The 17,194-nt window shown below is 68.4% G+C and carries 12 protein-coding genes; 3 read left to right on the plus strand and 9 right to left on the minus strand.

Annotated elements, in window-relative coordinates; all coding sequences use genetic code 11:
• Positions 1-2: 2 nt before the first annotated feature.
• Complete coding sequence (locus tag AB1L88_RS00320) at positions 3-473, minus strand: hypothetical protein (RefSeq protein WP_367094629.1); 471 nt, start codon at positions 471-473, stop codon at positions 3-5.
• Between the two features lie 263 nt (positions 474-736).
• On the opposite strand from AB1L88_RS00320, the gene AB1L88_RS00325 reads away from it, so the two are divergent.
• From AB1L88_RS00325 to AB1L88_RS00335, 3 genes are all read left to right on the plus strand, one after another.
• Positions 737-2,176 (plus strand): redoxin domain-containing protein, encoded by a 1,440-nt coding sequence (locus AB1L88_RS00325; protein WP_367094630.1) that lies wholly within the window; start codon positions 737-739, stop codon positions 2,174-2,176.
• Between the two features lie 69 nt (positions 2,177-2,245).
• Positions 2,246-3,055: a PhzF family phenazine biosynthesis protein gene (locus AB1L88_RS00330; protein WP_367094631.1), complete on the plus strand. Its 810-nt coding sequence runs from the start codon at positions 2,246-2,248 to the stop codon at positions 3,053-3,055.
• A 133-nt stretch (positions 3,056-3,188) separates the two neighbouring features.
• Positions 3,189-4,253 (plus strand): Ldh family oxidoreductase, encoded by a 1,065-nt coding sequence (locus tag AB1L88_RS00335; RefSeq protein WP_367094632.1) that lies wholly within the window; start codon positions 3,189-3,191, stop codon positions 4,251-4,253.
• Positions 4,254-4,349: 96 nt separating this feature from the next.
• Here AB1L88_RS00335 and AB1L88_RS00340 read toward each other — a convergent pair whose 3' ends face one another.
• From AB1L88_RS00340 to AB1L88_RS00375, 8 genes are all read right to left on the minus strand, one after another.
• Positions 4,350-6,110, minus strand: a complete 1,761-nt coding sequence (locus AB1L88_RS00340; protein ID WP_367094633.1) for an SPFH domain-containing protein — start codon at positions 6,108-6,110, stop codon at positions 4,350-4,352.
• Positions 6,107-7,780 (minus strand): SPFH domain-containing protein, encoded by a 1,674-nt coding sequence (locus tag AB1L88_RS00345; RefSeq protein ID WP_367094634.1) that lies wholly within the window; start codon positions 7,778-7,780, stop codon positions 6,107-6,109. Before AB1L88_RS00345 ends, AB1L88_RS00340 begins: the two co-directional genes overlap by 4 nt.
• A 658-nt stretch (positions 7,781-8,438) precedes the next feature.
• Complete coding sequence (locus AB1L88_RS00350) at positions 8,439-9,296, minus strand: serine/threonine-protein kinase (RefSeq protein ID WP_367094635.1); 858 nt, start codon at positions 9,294-9,296, stop codon at positions 8,439-8,441.
• Between the two features lie 192 nt (positions 9,297-9,488).
• Entirely contained in the window at positions 9,489-10,226 is a 738-nt protein-coding gene (locus AB1L88_RS00355; protein ID WP_367094636.1) for a hypothetical protein, read from the minus strand.
• 35 nt (positions 10,227-10,261) lie between these two features.
• The gene (locus tag AB1L88_RS00360) at positions 10,262-11,104 is read right to left on the minus strand and encodes a sugar phosphate isomerase/epimerase family protein (RefSeq protein ID WP_367094637.1); all 843 of its coding nucleotides are present in this window, start codon (positions 11,102-11,104) and stop codon (positions 10,262-10,264) included.
• Entirely contained in the window at positions 11,101-12,339 is a 1,239-nt protein-coding gene (gene rnd, locus AB1L88_RS00365) for a ribonuclease D (RefSeq protein ID WP_367094638.1), read from the minus strand. The genes AB1L88_RS00360 and rnd overlap by 4 nt, the downstream gene beginning before the upstream one ends.
• 226 nt (positions 12,340-12,565) lie before the next feature.
• Positions 12,566-16,345, minus strand: coding sequence for a CHAT domain-containing protein (locus tag AB1L88_RS00370; RefSeq protein ID WP_367094639.1), 3,780 nt, complete (start codon positions 16,343-16,345; stop codon positions 12,566-12,568).
• Positions 16,342-17,115, minus strand: coding sequence for an alpha/beta fold hydrolase (locus tag AB1L88_RS00375; protein ID WP_367094640.1), 774 nt, complete (start codon positions 17,113-17,115; stop codon positions 16,342-16,344). Before AB1L88_RS00375 ends, AB1L88_RS00370 begins: the two co-directional genes overlap by 4 nt.
• Positions 17,116-17,194 lie beyond the last annotated feature (79 nt).

Here is a 17,194-nt window from a genome sequence, read left to right on the forward strand (position 1 = left end):
CCTCATTCGGTCAGGTCGATTTCGAACGTGTTCGAGCCGGGCTCGACCGTGTAGCGGAGCGGCGATTGCTCGGGATTTTCGTACTTGGCGGGGATCGCCGATCCCGCTGCGAGCGCATAGTTGAAGGTGATCGTGCCGTCGGGGTTCGGGGGGGGCGTGGTCTTCGGGGCGGTCTTGGCCTGGATGGTCACGACGTGCTGGCCGAGGACTGCGCCATCCCCGGTATTGAAGGTCGTCAGGACAAAACGGCCATTGCTGTCGATCTGGCCGATCGCGACATGGCCCGTGTCCGACCCCTTGCCCTGGGCGGGGGAGAAGACCACCGAGCCTTCCGTCAGCGGAGCACCGTTATGAGTCACCGTCCCGGAAACCTTCCCCATCGGAGGCCTCGGGCCGCCGCTCCCGCCGCACCCGATGATGGGAGTCGAGCCAACGAGGAAGAGGACCATCATCGCCGCCTGATGTTTGATCATCGCATGCGTCTCCTTCGGTCGAGCGGATCGAAGCAACCTGGCCACGAATCTATTGACCAGGAAAATTCCTCGCTGTCAACCAGCGGGCGGCCCGGCGGCGGTCGTGCCGGGGCGGACCCGCGGCGACCGATCACGGGTCGGGGAATCGCTCGGACTCGGGATCGTCTGCGAGGGACTTTGGTCTATGATAGAACCGCCGGATCGATCGTGCGGGTTTCGGCCGCACGGGGTGAGTCTGGAACGTCAGCGCTGGAGACCGTCGGATGTCCGTTGTCGAGCCGATGATCGGCCACCCCGCTCCGGAGTTCGAGCTGCCGTCTGTCTCGGCAAATCGGGGATCGGGCCGGGTCAGGCTGGGGGATTATCGAGGGCGCTGGCTGGCCTTGGTCTTCTACCCGAGGGATTTCTCGCTCATCTGCCCGACGGAGTTGACGGCCCTCGCGGACCGGGTCGATCAGTTTGACCGGATGAACTGCGCGATCCTCGGGATCAGTTGCGATTCCATCGATTCGCACCGCCGATGGCTTGCCACGGAACCGGATCGCGGGGGACTCGGGTCGCTCGCCTTCCCGCTGGCCAGCGACGAGGGAGGGCAAGTCAGCCGGCGATTCGGTGTCTATCAAGACCCCCCGGGGGTGGCCCTGAGGGGGTTGTTCCTGCTCGATCCGGACGGGCGTATTCAATATCAAACCGTTCATGCGCTGGGCGTGGGACGCCGGGCCGACGAGGTGCTCCGCGTGCTCGGTGCCTTGCAGAGCGGCGGCATGTGCCCCTCGGGGTGGGGCCTGGGAGACGAGGTGCTCGATCCGACCCGGCTGCTCGCTCCCGGTCGAGTGGTGGCGCAGTATCGGATCGAACGGCGACTGGGGGAGGGGAGTTTCGCGGCGGTCTTCCTGGCCGTCGACGAGACGCTCCGGCGCCGGGTGGCCTTGAAGGTGCTCAGGCCGGGGGCCGGTGCCCGGCCCCGGGCCTTGCTCGACGAGGCGAGGGTCGCGGCGGGGCTGAATCATCCCAATATCTGCACCGTTTACTCGATCGACGAGAGTGATGGGGTCCCGCTCATCGCCATGGAATATCTCGACGGGATTCGGCTCGACCGGCTGATCGCGTCGAGCAGGCTGACGATCGCCGAGGCGGTGGAGATCGCCCGCCAGGTCGCCCAGGGGATGGCCGCGGCTCACGAGGCGGGAGTCGTGCACGGCGACCTGAAGCCGCAGAACATCCTGGTCGATTCCTCGGGGCATGCGAAGATCGTCGATTTCGGCCTGGCGCATCGGGTTGAGCACCCGACCGATCCGATGGAGACGGTCGATCACGACGACCTCGCGGCCTCGGCCGGCCTGACCGGGACCCCGGGCTACATGGCCCCGGAACAGGTGCGCGGCGAACCGTCTTCGATGGCGTCGGACCTCTTCGCGATGGGGGCGATCCTGTTCGAACTCCTGACCGGTCGGCCGATCATCCAGGCGAGGACGATCCTCCAGGCGCTCGACGCGATCCGCAGGATCGACCCCGACTCCCTGGCCGCTCGGGTCCCGGCCCCCTTTGCTCCTCTCGTGCGAGCGGCGCTGGAACCGGAACCCGGCCGTCGCACGCTGACCATGCGGGAGATCGGCGAGCAACTGCCCCAGGCGCTCGACAGGTTTCTGACCGGTCAGCAGGATGAGGGCCCGGATCGCGAACCTTTCGGGGGCGAGGCGTAACCATCAATCACCGGGCGGGTGATAGGGACGCCCTCCGCGATCTTTTGCCGTTTCAGGAAACCAGAAGCGATGGGACAGCGAATCGTTCAGGTGGATGCGTTTGCGGATCGCCCGTTCGCGGGGAACCCCGCGGCGGTCTGCGTGCTCGACGGCCCCGCGGACGAGTCGTGGATGCAAAACGTGGCTCGGGAGATGAACCTCTCGGAGACGGCGTTCGTGTCCCCGGAGCCGACGGACGACGCCTCTGATGCCTATCACTTGCGATGGTTTACGCCAACGATTGAGGTTGATCTGTGTGGACACGCCACCCTGGCGGCGGCTCACGTGCTCTGGGAAGATCGGCATCTCCCCCTGGAAGCGACGGCGGTCTTCAACACCCGCTCGGGGCGTCTCTCGGCCCGGCGATCGGGGGATTTGATCGCGCTCGACTTTCCGTCTGAGCCGATCGAGGAACGTGAGGCGCTTCCGTCCTTGTTCGAGGCACTGGGAACGACCCCTCGATTCGTCGGGGGAAACCGGATGGACCTGCTGGTCGAGTTGGAGAATGAGGCCGAGGTCCGGGCGGTGGCCCCGGATCTGAAACGCCTTCAACGTCTTCCCATGCGGGGGTTGATCGTGACGGCGGCATCGGAGCGTCGGGGCGTCGATTTCGTCTCTCGGTTTTTCGCTCCGGCCGCGGGAGTCGATGAAGATCCCGTGACCGGCTCGGCACATTGTGCGTTGGGCCCCTTCTGGAGCGACCGACTGGGACGGGACACGATGATTGGTGAGCAGGTTTCGACCCGAGGAGGACGGGTGCATGTCCGGGTCTCGGGCGACCGGGTGGAACTGGCCGGCCGGGCGATCACGGTGATGCGAGGGGAACTGGTGGGGTCTTGAGGGTCCCGTTGGGGGTGGCGGGCAGGCGCCTTCCGGTGGCCGTTTGAAATCGCGGCATGGCCAAGTATGATCGAGGGCCTTGAGCGATGAGCGATGAGCGATCCCCCGCAAATGCCACCAGGGAGCCGATACCGTGCCGACGATCCGATCTGAGTCCCTCACCGAGTTCACCGTGCGGATCTTCGAGGCCGTCGGCGTGCCTTCCGAGGAAGCGAAGGTGGTTGCCGATGGCTTGGTGGGGGCGAACCTCCGCGGGCACGACTCGCACGGCGTGATGCGCGTGCCCCAGTATGTCGGGTTCGTCCAGGATGGGACGTATACGCCCGGCGTTCCTCTGCAGATCGAGAGCGAGGGGCCGGCCCTGGTCGTGGCCGACGGCCGCTGGGGATTCGGTCAGGTGCAGGCGCATCGATTGCTGGATCAGCTGATCCCCAAGGCCCGGGCGATGGGGATCGCCGCCGGGGCGGCGAAGGACTGCGGGCATGTCGGACGACTGGGCGAGTATGCGGAACGGGCCGCGGCGCTCGATCTCGTCTTGCTGGCCACGGTCAACAACAACGGCGCCGGCCAGCGGGTCTCCCCGCCGGGAGGGCTGGAGCCGAGGCTGGGGACGAACCCCCTCTGCGCCGCAGTGCCGACGGAGGACGGGCCGGTCGTGCTCGATTTCGGCACGAGCGTCGCCGCCGAAGGGAAAGTCCGTGTTTATCATATCAACAAGCAACCGGTGCCCGAGGGTTGGCTGCTCGACCATCAAGGGAAGCCGACCACGGACCCCAGCGTGCTCTACACGGAACCTTCGGGGTCGATCTTGCCGATGGGGGGGACGCAGGCGTACAAGGGATTCGGCCTGGCCCTGGTGCTCGACATGCTGGCGGCCGGGTTCTCCGGGGGGCGGGCCTGTCACGAGGGGGCGCCGCCGGCCCGCGGGAACAACCTGCTGTTCATCCTGCTCGATCCGGCCCGGTTCGTCGGGACGGAGTCGATGCTGAAGGAATCGACCTGCGTCTCCCGATTCGTCCGGGACACTCCCACGGCCGAGGGGGTGGACGCGATCACCTTGCCCGGAGATCCGGAACGCAGGATCATGGAGACCCGATCGCGCGACGGGATCCCGCTCTCGGACGGCCACTGGGCGAAGCTTGTCGAACTGGCCGAGGCGCTCGGCGTGGCCGTCCCTTCCCTGGCCCCCGAGGCTTGAGGATTGCCCCGTGAGGGGCGCGAAAAAACCTCGCCCGGAGCCAGAGACCCGGGCGAGGTTTGGAGGTGATTGGTGGAGCGTGGCGGAAAACGCGCCTCAGCGCTGATCCAGGCCCCGGATCGAGGCCGGTCGAGGCACGGCGGTGCTCGTTGAAGCGGGTTGGGTGTCGGGCAGGGCTTCCGGGGCGATCGAGTCGGACGCAAGCTTCCCGAGCATCGCCTGCTCGAAGCCGCGGAGGTCGGTCCAGAAGGTCCCGGGGCCGGCGTGGAAGATGCCGAGGCGGAGGGTCTCGGGCAGGTTCTCGGCGAAGAGGTACCGGTTGTACGCCTCGGGGCCGCCGAGCGTCTCGACGTAGCGCTGGTAACGCTCGGCCTCGGCGGCGTTCGTCAGCTCGACCTTCTTGGCCTCGGCCTCGCCGATCGTCGTGGTGATCTCCGCCTGGATGGCGGCGGTCTGGGCGTCGAGCTCGGCGACGAGTTTCTCGGTCTCGGCCTCGATCTGCCGGGCCTGCTTCTCACCCTCGGCCAGGGCGGAGGCAAACAGCTTCTCGGTCTCGGCGGCGACGCGACGTTCCTCGAGAGTCACCTTGGCCTTGGCCTCCATCAGGTCGCCTTCGGCCTCGGCGGTGAGCTGTTTCTGCTCGTTGGTCAACTTCACTTCCGTGGCGATCTTGGAGCGCTGGATCGGCTCGCGGACCTCGGCAGGGACGTAGATCTGGCGGGGCAAACCGAAGAGAAGCGTCATGTTCTTCTGCTTGAGGGACGCTTCCAGCTCCTCGGACGTGTCGGTCTGGAAGGCCTCCCGGCTGTCGCCGATGAGCAGATCGACGGCCCCATGCCGGGAACCGTTGATCCGGCAGATCGAGCCGATGTCCGGCAGGACGACCTGCTCCTCGACGACTTTCAGGACGTTCTGCTCCTGTTCGCTGGCCTTGCCGAAGCGTCGGATCACGTCGGGGGCCTGATCAGGGAGGATCCCCCAGATGGTCGTGAAGTCGAGGAAGATGTCGAACCCGTCCCGTGAAAGGAACCAAATCCCCTTGTCCTTGCGGTAGACCGGATCGCGGCCCAGGGGGGCTGCCGCATCGACCCCGACCGTCTCGACCTCCTGGTAGCGGGGCTTGCCGTCGGGGCCGAGCTCGGCCTCGACCGAGAGGGTCGTTTCGTTGAAGCCGATGCTCAGGATGTCGACCTGGGTGGCGTAAGGGTTCAGGTAATAGATCCCAGGTTGGAGCACGTCGTCGAGCGTCCCGCGCTGGGCGGACGTGCGGAGATCTTCCGAGCGATTGGTCACGACGCCGACATAGCCCGCCGGGATCAGCAGGGCGTCTCCGGCCTGGTGCTTGACGCCGCCATTGGTCTTCACGCAGGCCGAGACGGGGAGGATCTCGGTGTCATAGGCGTAGGAATTGATCCGGTATCGGCCCGGGGTCAACACCTTCCGCTGGATCCCGCGCTGGCCTTCGCGATCGGCGAGGTACTGGCCTTGCGGAAGCTGTTCCCCGAACTTGGCCGTGAGGACGCCGATCTCCCCCGGCTTCACGAGGGTGTCCTGAATCCGCTCGTACTTGTATTCGAGCGGATTGATGAAGTGTCGGCCCGGCCCGAGGAGGTTTTGCAGGATGCCGACCTGCTGCGGGCGGCCTCGCTCGTCCAGCTCGACGAGCGTCCCCGGGGGCGCGGTCGGGACCGAGCGGAGGGGCGGGAAGGGCCCTCGATAGGTCAGCAGGAGGCTCTCGCCGGGAGGGACCTCGACGCGGCAGACGACCCACTTCCAGGCGATCAGATAACCGCCGATGAAGAGGGCCGACAGGGTCGCGGCGGCCCCCAGCAGGCGTTGAAGCGTTCGGGGGTTCATCGGTTTGCCTCCGCGGTTCGGAAGGGATTGCTGGGGAGCGACTCGGATGCACCTGGGGCATTCCCGGCCAGCGGGTCGACGCCCGTAGATGGGTCGGGCGATCGGGGAGACGGCTCCGGAATCGGGGTCAGGTTGGGGGTCGGAGTGTCCGACACGAAGGAGCCGAAGAGTTCCATGAACGGCCCGTCGGAATTGGAGAGGATCGACTGGAACGCGGGGGCGAGTTTGCCGATGAGCACGTTCCTCGCGAGCGACCCGCCGTCTCCGCCGAAGGCCGTGACCCGCAAGGCCAGACCGGCCAGATCCGCCTCGTTCTTGAATCGGATGACGTCGGCCGAGGCCTGGGCCTCGGACCGCAGGGCGGCGGCCCGGTTCATGGCGGCTTCGAGCTGGGTCTCGGTGACGGAGAGCCGCTGCTCGGCCTCGGTCACGGCGACATCCTGGTCCTGCATGGCCTTGGTGGTCTTCTCCACGACTTCCTGCTCGGCCTCGATCAGCCGGGCCTTCTGCTCGGCGAGGAGGTTCTTGACCCGGAGTTCGGCCTGCGATTCCTGCTGGAGCTTCTCTTGCAGGAACTGTTCGAGCTGCTGCTTGGCGACCTCTCGGGCCCGGACCGGGGCCCGGATCTCCTCGGGGGCCGAGGCCGACGTGACGGCAACCTGGAGGATCTCGATGCCTTGATCCTCGCAGCGGGCCGAGAGGGTGCTCTCCAGATCCTGCTGGAACAGTTCACGGTCGTCACCCGAGATGAACTGCACGGCGTCGAGCTTCGACCCGTTCACCCGGCAGATGGATCGGGCGTACGGGGTGATGATCTTGGCGATGATCTCATCATCGATCGCGTCGCCGTTGAAATCCTCGTTGTAGAGGACGAACACCTCGGCGGCCCGCTCCTCGGACACGCGGAACGTCACGGCGCCGTCGAGCGAGATGTTGAAGCCGTCGGCCGAGAGGAAGGTGATGTCGGCGTCCTCGTTCAGCCCGAAGATCCGGGTCCGGCAATCGACCACGCTGATCCGCTGCTCGAAGGGGTTGATGAAATACTTGCCGGGGGGCAGCGTCTTGAGCTGCACGCCCCGCTCCCCTTCGTCCACCAGCACGACGTTCGGGTCCTTCTGCGACCGGCCGGAGAGCAAGGTGACGACCCCTCGGGACCCGGTCGGCACATCGACCGGGTCGAACACGAGGAACTCGGTCGCATAGGGGTTGTAGGCGACCCGTGCCCCGGCCTCGATGACGCCGGGGCGGATGCCTTTCTGGGTGTCGTCGGCGAGCACCCGGCCCTCGGGCAGCTCCTCGCCGACGAGCGAAACCATCACCGCGCACTTGCCTTCAGGGACCTGGAATTGATCCGTGATTTCCCAATCCCAGAAGAACGGGTTGTAGAAGAAGCGGCCCTCGGTCAGGACGTCGGGCTGGACCCCCTTCGAGTAGCCTCGGTCCTCGGTCCAGGCCGGGGCGATCTCCATGCCCGGTTCCAGGTTGTGCCCGACCTTGCGGACCAGGACGGCTTGTTTGCCCTTGCCGACTTCGATGCGGCATGCGCTGTAGAGGAACCAGCCGCCCACGACCAGGGCGGCGATCAGGCCGACCACCAGGCCGGACCAGCGAGAGGGTGCTCCTCTCGCACCACCACGGTCCATCGGACCGCGACGATCAATTGATGCCATCGATGTGCTCCGGGGTCGGACTCAGGAGCCAACGTGCCCCCCTCGGTTCGGGGTGAGGATCCGATCGGCTCTCGGCGGAAGTTCTTCGCCGGATGGACCAACCTATTCATCGCAACTCGATGGAATCGGCCCTCGTGGCCCGCCGAATCCGAAGAATCGACGGAATCGGAGGTCTGCGCGCAATGAAAAAGGCCCCGACACTCATCGACGGGGCCTCGCTCGGAATCAAGCGGTACGACGCGGGCAATTCGGCCGTGCCGTGACGACTCGGGGCGGCCGGTCAGAGGGGGGGCCGTCCCGATCGGATTACTTCTTGCGGTGACGGATCTTGCTGCGCATGCGGCGCTTCTTGCGACCGACCTTGCGACGGCCCTTGCCTCGACGGCGGCTAGCCATGAGCCCTCCCTTGGATTGTGTGAACGATCACCTTGGAAATCGGAGCAGAACAGGTCCCGAACCCCCTTAGCACCGAAGGGGAAGAGGTCTACTGTACCATGACGCACGGTTTCCGCTCAAGCGAGAGCCGAGGGGGTTCATCCCGATTCGATCGGACGGACCACCCCGCGGTCGGGTCGATCGGGGGAGGGAGACTCGGCGAGCGAGCGACCTCGGAGGGTTCCCGGGCGGCACGCTCGAAGCGACGGGGGAGGGACCGGGCCTATTCCAAGGCCGTCGGGTCCTCGGCCTCGGGGCCGAGTTCGGCGGCGATCGCGTCGAGGCGTTCGCGGACCTCGGACATCCCCGAAGGGCGGCGGTCGGGTTTCGGGGCGATGCACTGCATGATCAGGTCGCTCAACGATTTCGGAATCTCGGCGACCAGGGCGGCGGGGGCCTGCAATCGGGAGCGACCGAGTTTGCCGTTGTCCAGCCCCGGGATGCCGAGATTGGCATACTCGCCGGTGAACATGCGATACATCGTCGCGCCAAAGTTGTAGAGGTCGGTCTTCTCGTCTACGATCCGATCCGAAGCCTGCTCGGGGGCCATGTAGTAGGGGGTCCCCTGGACTCGGGCCTTGTCTTCGCCCCGGATCCAGGCCGTGCCGAAGTCGATCACCTTGACCTCGCCGGCCTTCGAGATCATCAGGTTGCCCGGCTTCAGGTCCCCGTGGTAGACCCCCCGGCGGTGCATGTGGGCCATCGCGTCGGCCACGCGGCGGAAGATGGCGACGAGCCTCGGGATCGGCAGCGACGCCACCTCGTCGAGCACGAAGCCGTCGACGAACTCCATCAACAATTCGATCCCCGTGGTCCGGAACCACGATTTCCGGGCCCGACAATCGAGGATCTTCAGGATGTTCGGATGGTTGAGCATCCGAGAAACCTTGAATTCCTGCGAGGCCTGATTGACGTAGATGTCGTCATCCGGCCCCTGGCGTCGGATGACCTTCAGGGCGTAACGGCGGCCGGTCGAGGTGTCTCGGATCAGCAGGATCGTGCTGCCCGCCCCGGTCCCGAGGGGGCGGACCACCTCGTAATCCATTTTCGCAAGTTGGGGAGAGGTGGTGGGTGTGGGCATGCGGTTGTGGGGCATTCGGGGCTCGGGCACTTCGCCAGCCGACGGTGCTCGGGGCGATCGGCAAGGCACGAACGAAGCCCGCCGAAGAAGGCGGATCTTACCAGAACGAGCTGCCCCGATCGAGACTCGAGATGCGTCCATGCCTCGACACACTCAGGAGCGAGGCGAAGGAGGACAGGGCGAGCGGATCGCTCAGGAGCCGATCAGCGGGTAGATGAGCCGTTCGGTCGGGTAATAGAGCAGGCGTTCGATCCAGAGGTCGGTCAGATCGTGCCCCCAGACGCCGTACGCCCCGGCGGATTCGTAGATTTTTCGGTACTGCTCGGCGAAGGCGCAGCAGATCTCCCAGGTGTTCCAGGGTTCCTCGCCGGTTTCGATCGCGAAGAGGGCCGGGATCTCGATCGGGTAGTCGATCAGGCCTCGGACCGCGACGGGGAGCGGCCGCTCGGCCAGCTGCCTGAGGTTCGGATCGACGGGCTCGCCCGCCTCGGCCGCCTGATCGGCCAGTTGCTGGAGCATCTCCTCGCGGTCGAAGTGGCTGACGGCCGCACGCTCGGCGATGCTGAAGGGCGGGAACGGGCCGGTGAAGAGATCGAACGCAGACGCCTCGGCCGCGGGATCCTCGACGAACTCGACGAGCCGGACCGCCTCCGGATCCGCCTCGAGCAGCTCCGAAGGCTCCGGCTCGATCGTCCGGTTCCAGGGCAAGGGGCCGGAGCGATCGCGCAGGAAGGCGTCAAGGTCCCCTCGATCGCTGCCGGCGCGTTCGACGAGCCGGGCGACTCGCACGGCCATCGGCTCGTCGCGGTCGCCGGGCGGGTCGAGCCCGAGGGCGCCATACGCCTGGATGATGGTCAGTTCGGGGTCGGAGGACGACCGGATCAACTGGGCGACGCGCACCGACATCGTCAGGATATCGACCGGATCCATGCGAGTGCCCCTCAATCGTCCCCGGTGGTCGCGGCTCAATCGAAGTAGCCGCACGCCTTCAGATGATCGACGCTGCGCTTGATCCGGTTGTGACGCTCGTCGAGGCCGGGCTCATCCTCGCCGCCGATCCCCTCGATCTCGATCGTGTAGGGCCCGGCGTAGCCGATGGCGTCGAGCTGCTCCCGGATCCGCCGGAAGTCGATCGCGCCGCCGTCGCCGACCGCGGGGAAGTACCAGTCTTCGGGCCGGCCGCGCGAGTCCTTCAGGTGGACGTTCCGGACGTAATCCTTGACCCGGTCGAGCTGCTCGTGCACGTCGGCGCCCGGGTTGTAATAGAGGATGTTCCCGGTGTCGTAGTTCAGGCGGACGGCGGGGTGATGGACCTCGAACATGAGGGTGAGCATCTCGTCGGCGTTCTGGGTCGGCCCCTTGTGGGTCTCCAGGGCGATGACCATGCCGAGTTCCTGGGCGACGTCGCCGACCTTGCGCAGGTTCTCGACGACGGCCCGACGCTCCTCGGGGGTGGTCGGCTGGCTGGCGCCGGAGACGACGATGTCGACGTCGAACCACTTGCGGGCGAACCGGATCCGGCGCTCGGTCAGTGCGGTCCCCTCGTCGGTGCGCATGTCGCCGCCGCCGACGTTGCAGCCGCTGACCTTGACGCCGAGGCGCTTCAGGTGGTCGCGGAACTCCGAGGCGGTGGCGTCGTCGGCCTTCTCGGTGACGACGACCTCCTCGGGGATGACCAGGCCGCCGAAGTTGTGGCCGCGGAGGGCGAGCTCCAGGTGCTCGATGCCGGCATCCCGGATCTTCTCGGCCGCGGTGCGGACGCCGGAGGGGCCGTAGCAGTTCGTGAAGCAACTGATGATGCGATTCATGGCGATCCGTCAGGCGGGTTCGATTCGAGGGACGGGTGAGAGACCACCGGCTCCAGGGCCACGGGGACCTCGGAGCCGAGGTCGTCGATGCGCAAGGCGAGGCGGCCCGAGAGGACGTCGAGCAACGCCCGGCCGCAGACCTCGGCCCGCCAACCCCGCAGGATGGCCGGCTCGCTGCCCCCGGGCTGCCCGTCGAGGTGCCAGCGGATCAAGGCCTTCAGGTCGCTGGTCGAGCCGACCAGCCCGGTCGAGATCTGATGACGGGCGGCGCAGTGGGCCATCGTGGCGTTGAGCAGGGAGGTGAGCATCGACAGGCCGGGCAGGTCGTCGGGGCGTTCTCCCGGCTCGGGCAGGCGATCCTCGGGGACGGCCAGGGCCTCGGCGATCACGTCGAGCAGCTCCCGGGACCGGGCGATCAGGGCCGGGCGGTTGAAGTCGCGCAGGGCTTCCAGGTCGCGTCTCGATTTCGGCTGGCGGCGGGCGATCCCGACGATCAGGTCATCGCGCATGATCTGACGGATCGGGCGGTTGCTGGCCCGGGCCTCCTCGACGCGCCAGTCGTACAGGCGACGGGCAATTTCCAGCGACCTGCGATTCAGGCCCCCGGCCCCGGGGAGCCGTCGCCAGCGATCCTCCTCGACCCGTCGGCGGACGGACTCGAGGAACGCGTTGAATTCGGTCTCGGCCCAGGAAAGTCGGTTGCGCTGTTCGAGCCGGTCGAGCAGATGGTCGGCCACATCGAGCAGGTGGGCGACGTCGTCCAGGGCGTACTGGACCTGGGCTTCGCTCAGGGGGCGGCGTCGCCAGTCGGTCCGTGTCTCACTCCCCGCGAGGGCGATGCCGACCGATTGATTGACGAGGTTCGTCAGCGACATCGGGTAGCCGAACCCGGCCAGCCCGGCGGCGATCTGGGTGTCGAACACGTGCTTGGGCAGGCGACCGGTGCGCAGCCGGCAAATGCGGAGATCCTCGCCCGCGGCATGCATGACGACCTCGACCGAGGGGTCGAGCACGAGTTCCCAGAGCGGATCGAGATTCAGGCCCCGCGCCAGGGGATCGACGGCGACCAGTCGCTCTCTCGAGGCGATCTGCACCAGGCACAGGACCGGCTCGAAGGTCTCCTCCGAGACGAATTCCGTGTCGAAGGCGAAGCGGCCCTGATCGCGGAGGTGGGCGATGAGTTCGGCCAGTTCGGCGTCGGTTGAGATCAAGGGTTCGAGGTGACGTCCCGGCATTGATCTTTTGGTCAGCGGTCCGTATCGGAGGGGGGTGAAGTGTCGGGGATTGCCGGCGGACGCGGTGACGATCGCTCCGACGCCGGCAAGTTCGCAGCGGAAGCGCGGCTTCCAGCATGTTTCAGGAGCCGATCTCGATCCGATGCTGGCCCGTTATCGCATGACGACGCCCCTCGTGCAAGGGCCGCACGGCATTGGCGCCGATCGGGAGCGAACGACGCTCGCATCATCGATCCGCGGGACCGGCTTCATAAAGCACGTAGCCGGCCCAGTGGACGGGGTCGGCCGTCGCGGACCGGGCCGCGAGGGTCCGGCGAGCCCGGTCGAGGGCCTCGGCGGGTGAGAGGTCTCGCGCGAGGCCTGCATGCAACGCCGAGGCGAACAGCGGAGCGGAGTCGGGCGGCGGATCCCAGAGGCTTACGATCACCGCCTCGGCCCCGGCGGCCATCCAGCAGGCGGCGAGGTCGCGCCAGGCGGTCGGCTCGGCGACCAGGGGTTTCGGCTGGTACTCCAGCCAGAGGAGAACGAGCGACCCTCGCAGATCCAGCCCGAGGATCTCGGACCCGGTCAGCCGCAATTCTTCCCGAGCGTCGGGGGCCGGGGCGTCGGAGCGGAGCACCAGTTCCGGCTCTCCGAGGCGAGAAGTGGCCGGATCGAGCAAGGCGATCGTGGAGAGATGGAGGATCCGAGGGACTCTGCCCCCCCGGATCAGCCGATCGGGGAGTCCCGTCGCATCGCTCAGGACCTCGACGCGAGTCGCCTCGGCCCCGTAAGCGGACCGGACGGCGAGCCCGAGGACCGGATCCGCCGTGGAGGCGACCAGTATCGATGCGCCGTCTGCCCCGGAGTCGCGGGGCTCGGCCCGGGACCGTCGGAGCAAGGAGAGGCTCGGCGCGTAGCGGAGCCCGGGGAGTCCTGGGGCAGTCGGGCCGGTCGCGAGTGCGTCAAGCGGCACGGCCGCCAGGGCATCATCGGGCACGACCACGAGCCGATCGACCCCCTTCATCGAGCCGAGAAACGGGCCGAGAACAGCGTCGATCAACGCCGACCCCGGCTCTCGGGCCGACTCCCGATCGGTGGGGTCCCCCCGCGTCGCCCGAGGAAGATCGGGTTCGGGGGCGAGGGCAAGTAGGGCGTCGGGCAGCGAGGCCCGCTCCAGCTCGTCGGGTCGGCCGGAGTCCCCGAGCGCGGCCCGCCAGAGCCGGGCAGCACGTCGGAGGCCCGACCGACCCATCGGGAGGGTCCGGACCAGGACGGGCTGATCGGGGCGAATCAGGAAGCCGGCCAGGGATTCCGGTCCGAGGCTCGACACGACCAGGACGGCTTCGCGATCGCCGAGGCGGAGTGATGAGAGGTCGAACGGTCGCGTCGGATCGGTCAGGGCCAATTCGCGATGCTCCGCGGCGCGACGCACCTCAAGCTGGCGGACCAGGGCATCGGCCTCCGAGTCGGCCGCCGATCGCGGATTCGCCCCGAAGGCCCTTCGTCGAGCGGCTGCGAGTCGAGGTGCCGTCGAGCCTCCCGCCGGGGCGACCAGGACCGAGGACCGGACGCGGGCTTCTCCCGACCGTTCGAACCAGGCGACCAGCGCCGCCTGATCGAGTGCTCCCAGGGCCCGATCGGGATGACCCAGGGCGAGCTGGCATCGGGCCAGTCCTCGGTAGGCCCTGCCGGCGGCGAAGCCGATCGGCCGGGAGGCCCCCCTCGTGCGGTTCTCGTCGATTTCGGTGACGAGGGTTCGGGCCGTCCGGGCGTGGAGCTCGAGGGCTTCCCCGGGACGGTCGAGCCGTTCCAGGGCCTCCGCCCGCTCCAGATCCGCCTCGATGGCCAGGTCCGATCGACCGGCCTGGCGGTGGGCCTCGGCCGCCTCCGCGAGGAGATCGACCCCGGTGGCCCGCGACGATTCGGAGGTCACGGCGAGCCGCCCGACGACGTGGAGCCTCGCGACCGATTCGGGGCCAAGGGTCGAGGTGTCTGCCGGGTATTGCTCCGGCTCCTCGAGGTCGAGCCCGGCCAGTCGTCGGACGGTGGCCCGCCGGAGCGTCCATTCGGGGTCGTCGGGGTGCTCCGACCCGAGTACGAGCGCGGCCTCGGTCCAGCGCCCCAGGGCGGCGAGGTGCCCGACACGTTCCAGGGCGGCTTCCCGGGCCAGGGCGAGCCGGTCTGTCGGAATCGGGTCCAGTCGACGAAGGAGGCGGTGGCTGGCCAGGTCGGCCGCTTCCCAGTCGCGTCGAGACACGGCAAGGGCCGCGGCGATCCGGTCGAACTCGGGGGCCTGACGGAGCACCGGGTCTTGCCTGGCGTACTGATCGACCGGGAGGAAGGCCGCCTGGGCCGCCTGCGGACGCCCCAGGGCGAGCAGCCCCCAGGCGGTCATCGCCTCGGCGATCCTGGCCTGGCGTTCCAGGCTCGGGTCGGCCTGGCGGAACAGGCCCGCGGCGCGGCGGAACTCGGCCAGGGCTTCCTCGACCCGGACGGGGCTGCCGGCCTCGCTTCGGCCGTCGAAGGAGGGGATCAGCAGGGATCCGGACCAGAGTCTCAGGTCGGCTTCGCGGTCGATCCGGCCCCGGAGCGTGAAGGATTCCCGGGCAAGCGCCAGGGGATGGCGGATCGCCAGGTCGGGCCACCCGGTTTCCTGGCGGACGGCCGCGGTCAGGGTGGCCACCTCGGCCGACGCATCGCGATCGAGGGCGGGGTCGGCTTCGAGATCGCGCACCAGGGGGCGCAGGGTGTCCAGTTCGCGGCGGTCGAGCAGGCGACGGGCCTCGGCGATGCGATCGGTCAGCCGCTGCGAGGTCGAGGTCTGGGGCGGGGCGCCCTCCGAAGCCTCGCGACCCGTCAGGGGCCGGGTGTGATAGGCTCGCCGCTGGAGGCGGAAGGCCAGGTCAGCGGCATTGTCCAGGGGAATCGGCGCGGCCGATCGCGCGAGTTCTTCCGCGTCGTAGACGAGGAGCCGGCCCGCAGCGTCTGCCAGGGCGACGCGGCGGCCGGACGGATCGGCCGGGTCGACGGCGACTCGGGTGGTCCCTTCGGCGGGAATGCCCCGGACTTCGGCAGGCCTCGGAGGGCCGTCGCGGGGGGGCCGCATGAGCAAGATCCGGTCTTCGCAGCAGACGATCAGGCCGTCGCCCCCGAGGACGGGGGCCAGGTCGACCCCCTCGGCGGGAAGCGGGAACCGCCAGGCGGGGGACCCGTCGGGCCCGATCGCTTCGAGGGCCGGGCCGTCTTCGGCCGCGCCCAGGATGCGGACGATGCGGTCGCGCACCTCCGTCACGGCCAGGGCCGGGCCGATGGGTTCGGAGGGGCCGTTCAGTTGCCTGGCCCTGCGCTCGCCCAGGCCGTCCTGGCGGAGGGCCACGATGGATCGGCCGCTGTCGAGGAAGGTCAACGCCCGGACTCCCGAGGCGCGCCCCGAGGATCGGGCTTCGGCCCGGGGGTCGCCGATCCGATCGCGGTCGGGGCGAAATCGGAGCAGGCGGCCATCTTCAAGGCCGACGAGCAGGTCGTTGGGCCCGATCGGTTCCAGGGCCACCGTGCCGACGGGGCCGCAATCGACGTGGTCGATGGGCCGGGCCATCGGCTGGGAGGTGTCCCAGAGCACCAACCCGGAAGCATCTCCCGTGACCACCCGGTCGACGGCCGAGACCGCCAGGCCGGCCAGGGCGCCTCGATCCGGGACGACAAGGCCGACGGACCGGGGGGCCGGCCCCGTGGAAGGGCGGTAGCAGGCGAACCGACCATCACCGAACAGGGCAGCCAGGCGGCGGTCGTCCGGTGAGCCGCCCCAGGCGAGGGCCTCGACGGCGGAAGGCCGACCGGCGGGAGGGGCCAGCGCACGGGGGTTCGAGACGACGAGGCCCTCGGGGCGATCGCGTGAGGCGGCATCGCCCGGGGCGCAGGCGAATCCGCCCGGCAAGGACGCCAGGATGAGCGAGATCGCCAGGATTGGCGTCCGGGCCGCTGGAGAGGAGGGCCGGCCGTCCTGGCCGGGCCGTGGGCATGTCATGTCAGTCGGTCCAGAAACGACCGGATCGCGGTATTGGTCGCGCCGGGGGCTTCCATCGGGGTGAGATGCCCGGCTTCAGGGATGACGATGAAGTCTGCGTGGTGAGCCGCCTCGGCCATCGCCCGGGCTTCGGGCTCGGGAACGATGGCATCGCTGGCCCCGGCGATGACGACCAGGGGGACGGCCAGGCGTCGGAGCACGTCGAGGCGATCGGGACGCATGGCCATGCCGCGGAGGGCACCGGCCGCGCCGACGGCAGAGGTCTGGCGGATCATGGCGACGACGTGATCGACCAGTTCCGGGCGCGAGTTCCTCGTCGTCTCGGGGATCAGCAGCTCCACCATGGCCGTGAGGGACTCGGTCGAGCCTTCCTGCTCGAGCGCGGCGGCCTTGGCCTGCCGATTGGCGGCGGCCTCGGGCTGATCGGCCCCGGCCCGGGTGTTCAGGAGCATCAACCCCCGGAGGCGATCGGGATGACGCTCCGCCATCGCCAGCGCGACGTAACCCCCCATCGAGAGGCCGCCAACGACATAAGGAGGCTCGACCCCGGCGGCGTCGAGCGTCTCGATCACGTCGTCCGCCAGATCCTCCATGGGGTAGGGGCCGGGAGGGGTCGGCGACTGACCATGTCCCCGCAAGTCAGGCGCGATGACCCGATGATGATTCGAGAGGATCCCCAGTTGCGACGACCACATGGAGCGATCGAGCGGGAATCCATGCAGCAGGACGACCGCCGGCCCCGTGCCTTGTTCGTCGAAGGACAGCCTCATGGTCGGGGCTCCTCCCCTCGTTGGCGTGCGATCGGCGATGACGACGGCCGGTTCGGCCGGTGTCATCGCTCGATCGGCG

The sequence above is a fragment of the Tautonia sp. JC769 genome, assembly GCF_040717455.1.
Lineage (GTDB): Bacteria > Planctomycetota > Planctomycetia > Isosphaerales > Isosphaeraceae > Tautonia.

Bases quoted from the DNA above. Each gene is read 5' to 3' on its own strand.
- AB1L88_RS00320 (WP_367094629.1), bottom strand. From the start codon at position 473: ATGATCAAACATCAGGCGGCGATGATGGTCCTCTTCCTCGTTGGCTCG.
- AB1L88_RS00325 (WP_367094630.1), top strand. From the start codon at position 737: ATGTCCGTTGTCGAGCCGATGATCGGCCACCCCGCTCCGGAGTTCGAG.
- AB1L88_RS00330 (WP_367094631.1), top strand. From the start codon at position 2,246: ATGGGACAGCGAATCGTTCAGGTGGATGCGTTTGCGGATCGCCCGTTC.
- AB1L88_RS00340 (WP_367094633.1), bottom strand. From the start codon at position 6,110: ATGAACCCCCGAACGCTTCAACGCCTGCTGGGGGCCGCCGCGACCCTG.
- AB1L88_RS00345 (WP_367094634.1), bottom strand. From the start codon at position 7,780: ATGGCATCAATTGATCGTCGCGGTCCGATGGACCGTGGTGGTGCGAGA.
- AB1L88_RS00350 (WP_367094635.1), bottom strand. From the start codon at position 9,296: ATGCCCACACCCACCACCTCTCCCCAACTTGCGAAAATGGATTACGAG.
- AB1L88_RS00355 (WP_367094636.1), bottom strand. From the start codon at position 10,226: ATGGATCCGGTCGATATCCTGACGATGTCGGTGCGCGTCGCCCAGTTG.
- AB1L88_RS00360 (WP_367094637.1), bottom strand. From the start codon at position 11,104: ATGAATCGCATCATCAGTTGCTTCACGAACTGCTACGGCCCCTCCGGC.
- rnd (WP_367094638.1), bottom strand. From the start codon at position 12,339: ATGCCGGGACGTCACCTCGAACCCTTGATCTCAACCGACGCCGAACTG.
- AB1L88_RS00370 (WP_367094639.1), bottom strand. From the start codon at position 16,345: ATGACATGCCCACGGCCCGGCCAGGACGGCCGGCCCTCCTCTCCAGCG.
- AB1L88_RS00375 (WP_367094640.1), bottom strand. From the start codon at position 17,115: ATGAGGCTGTCCTTCGACGAACAAGGCACGGGGCCGGCGGTCGTCCTG.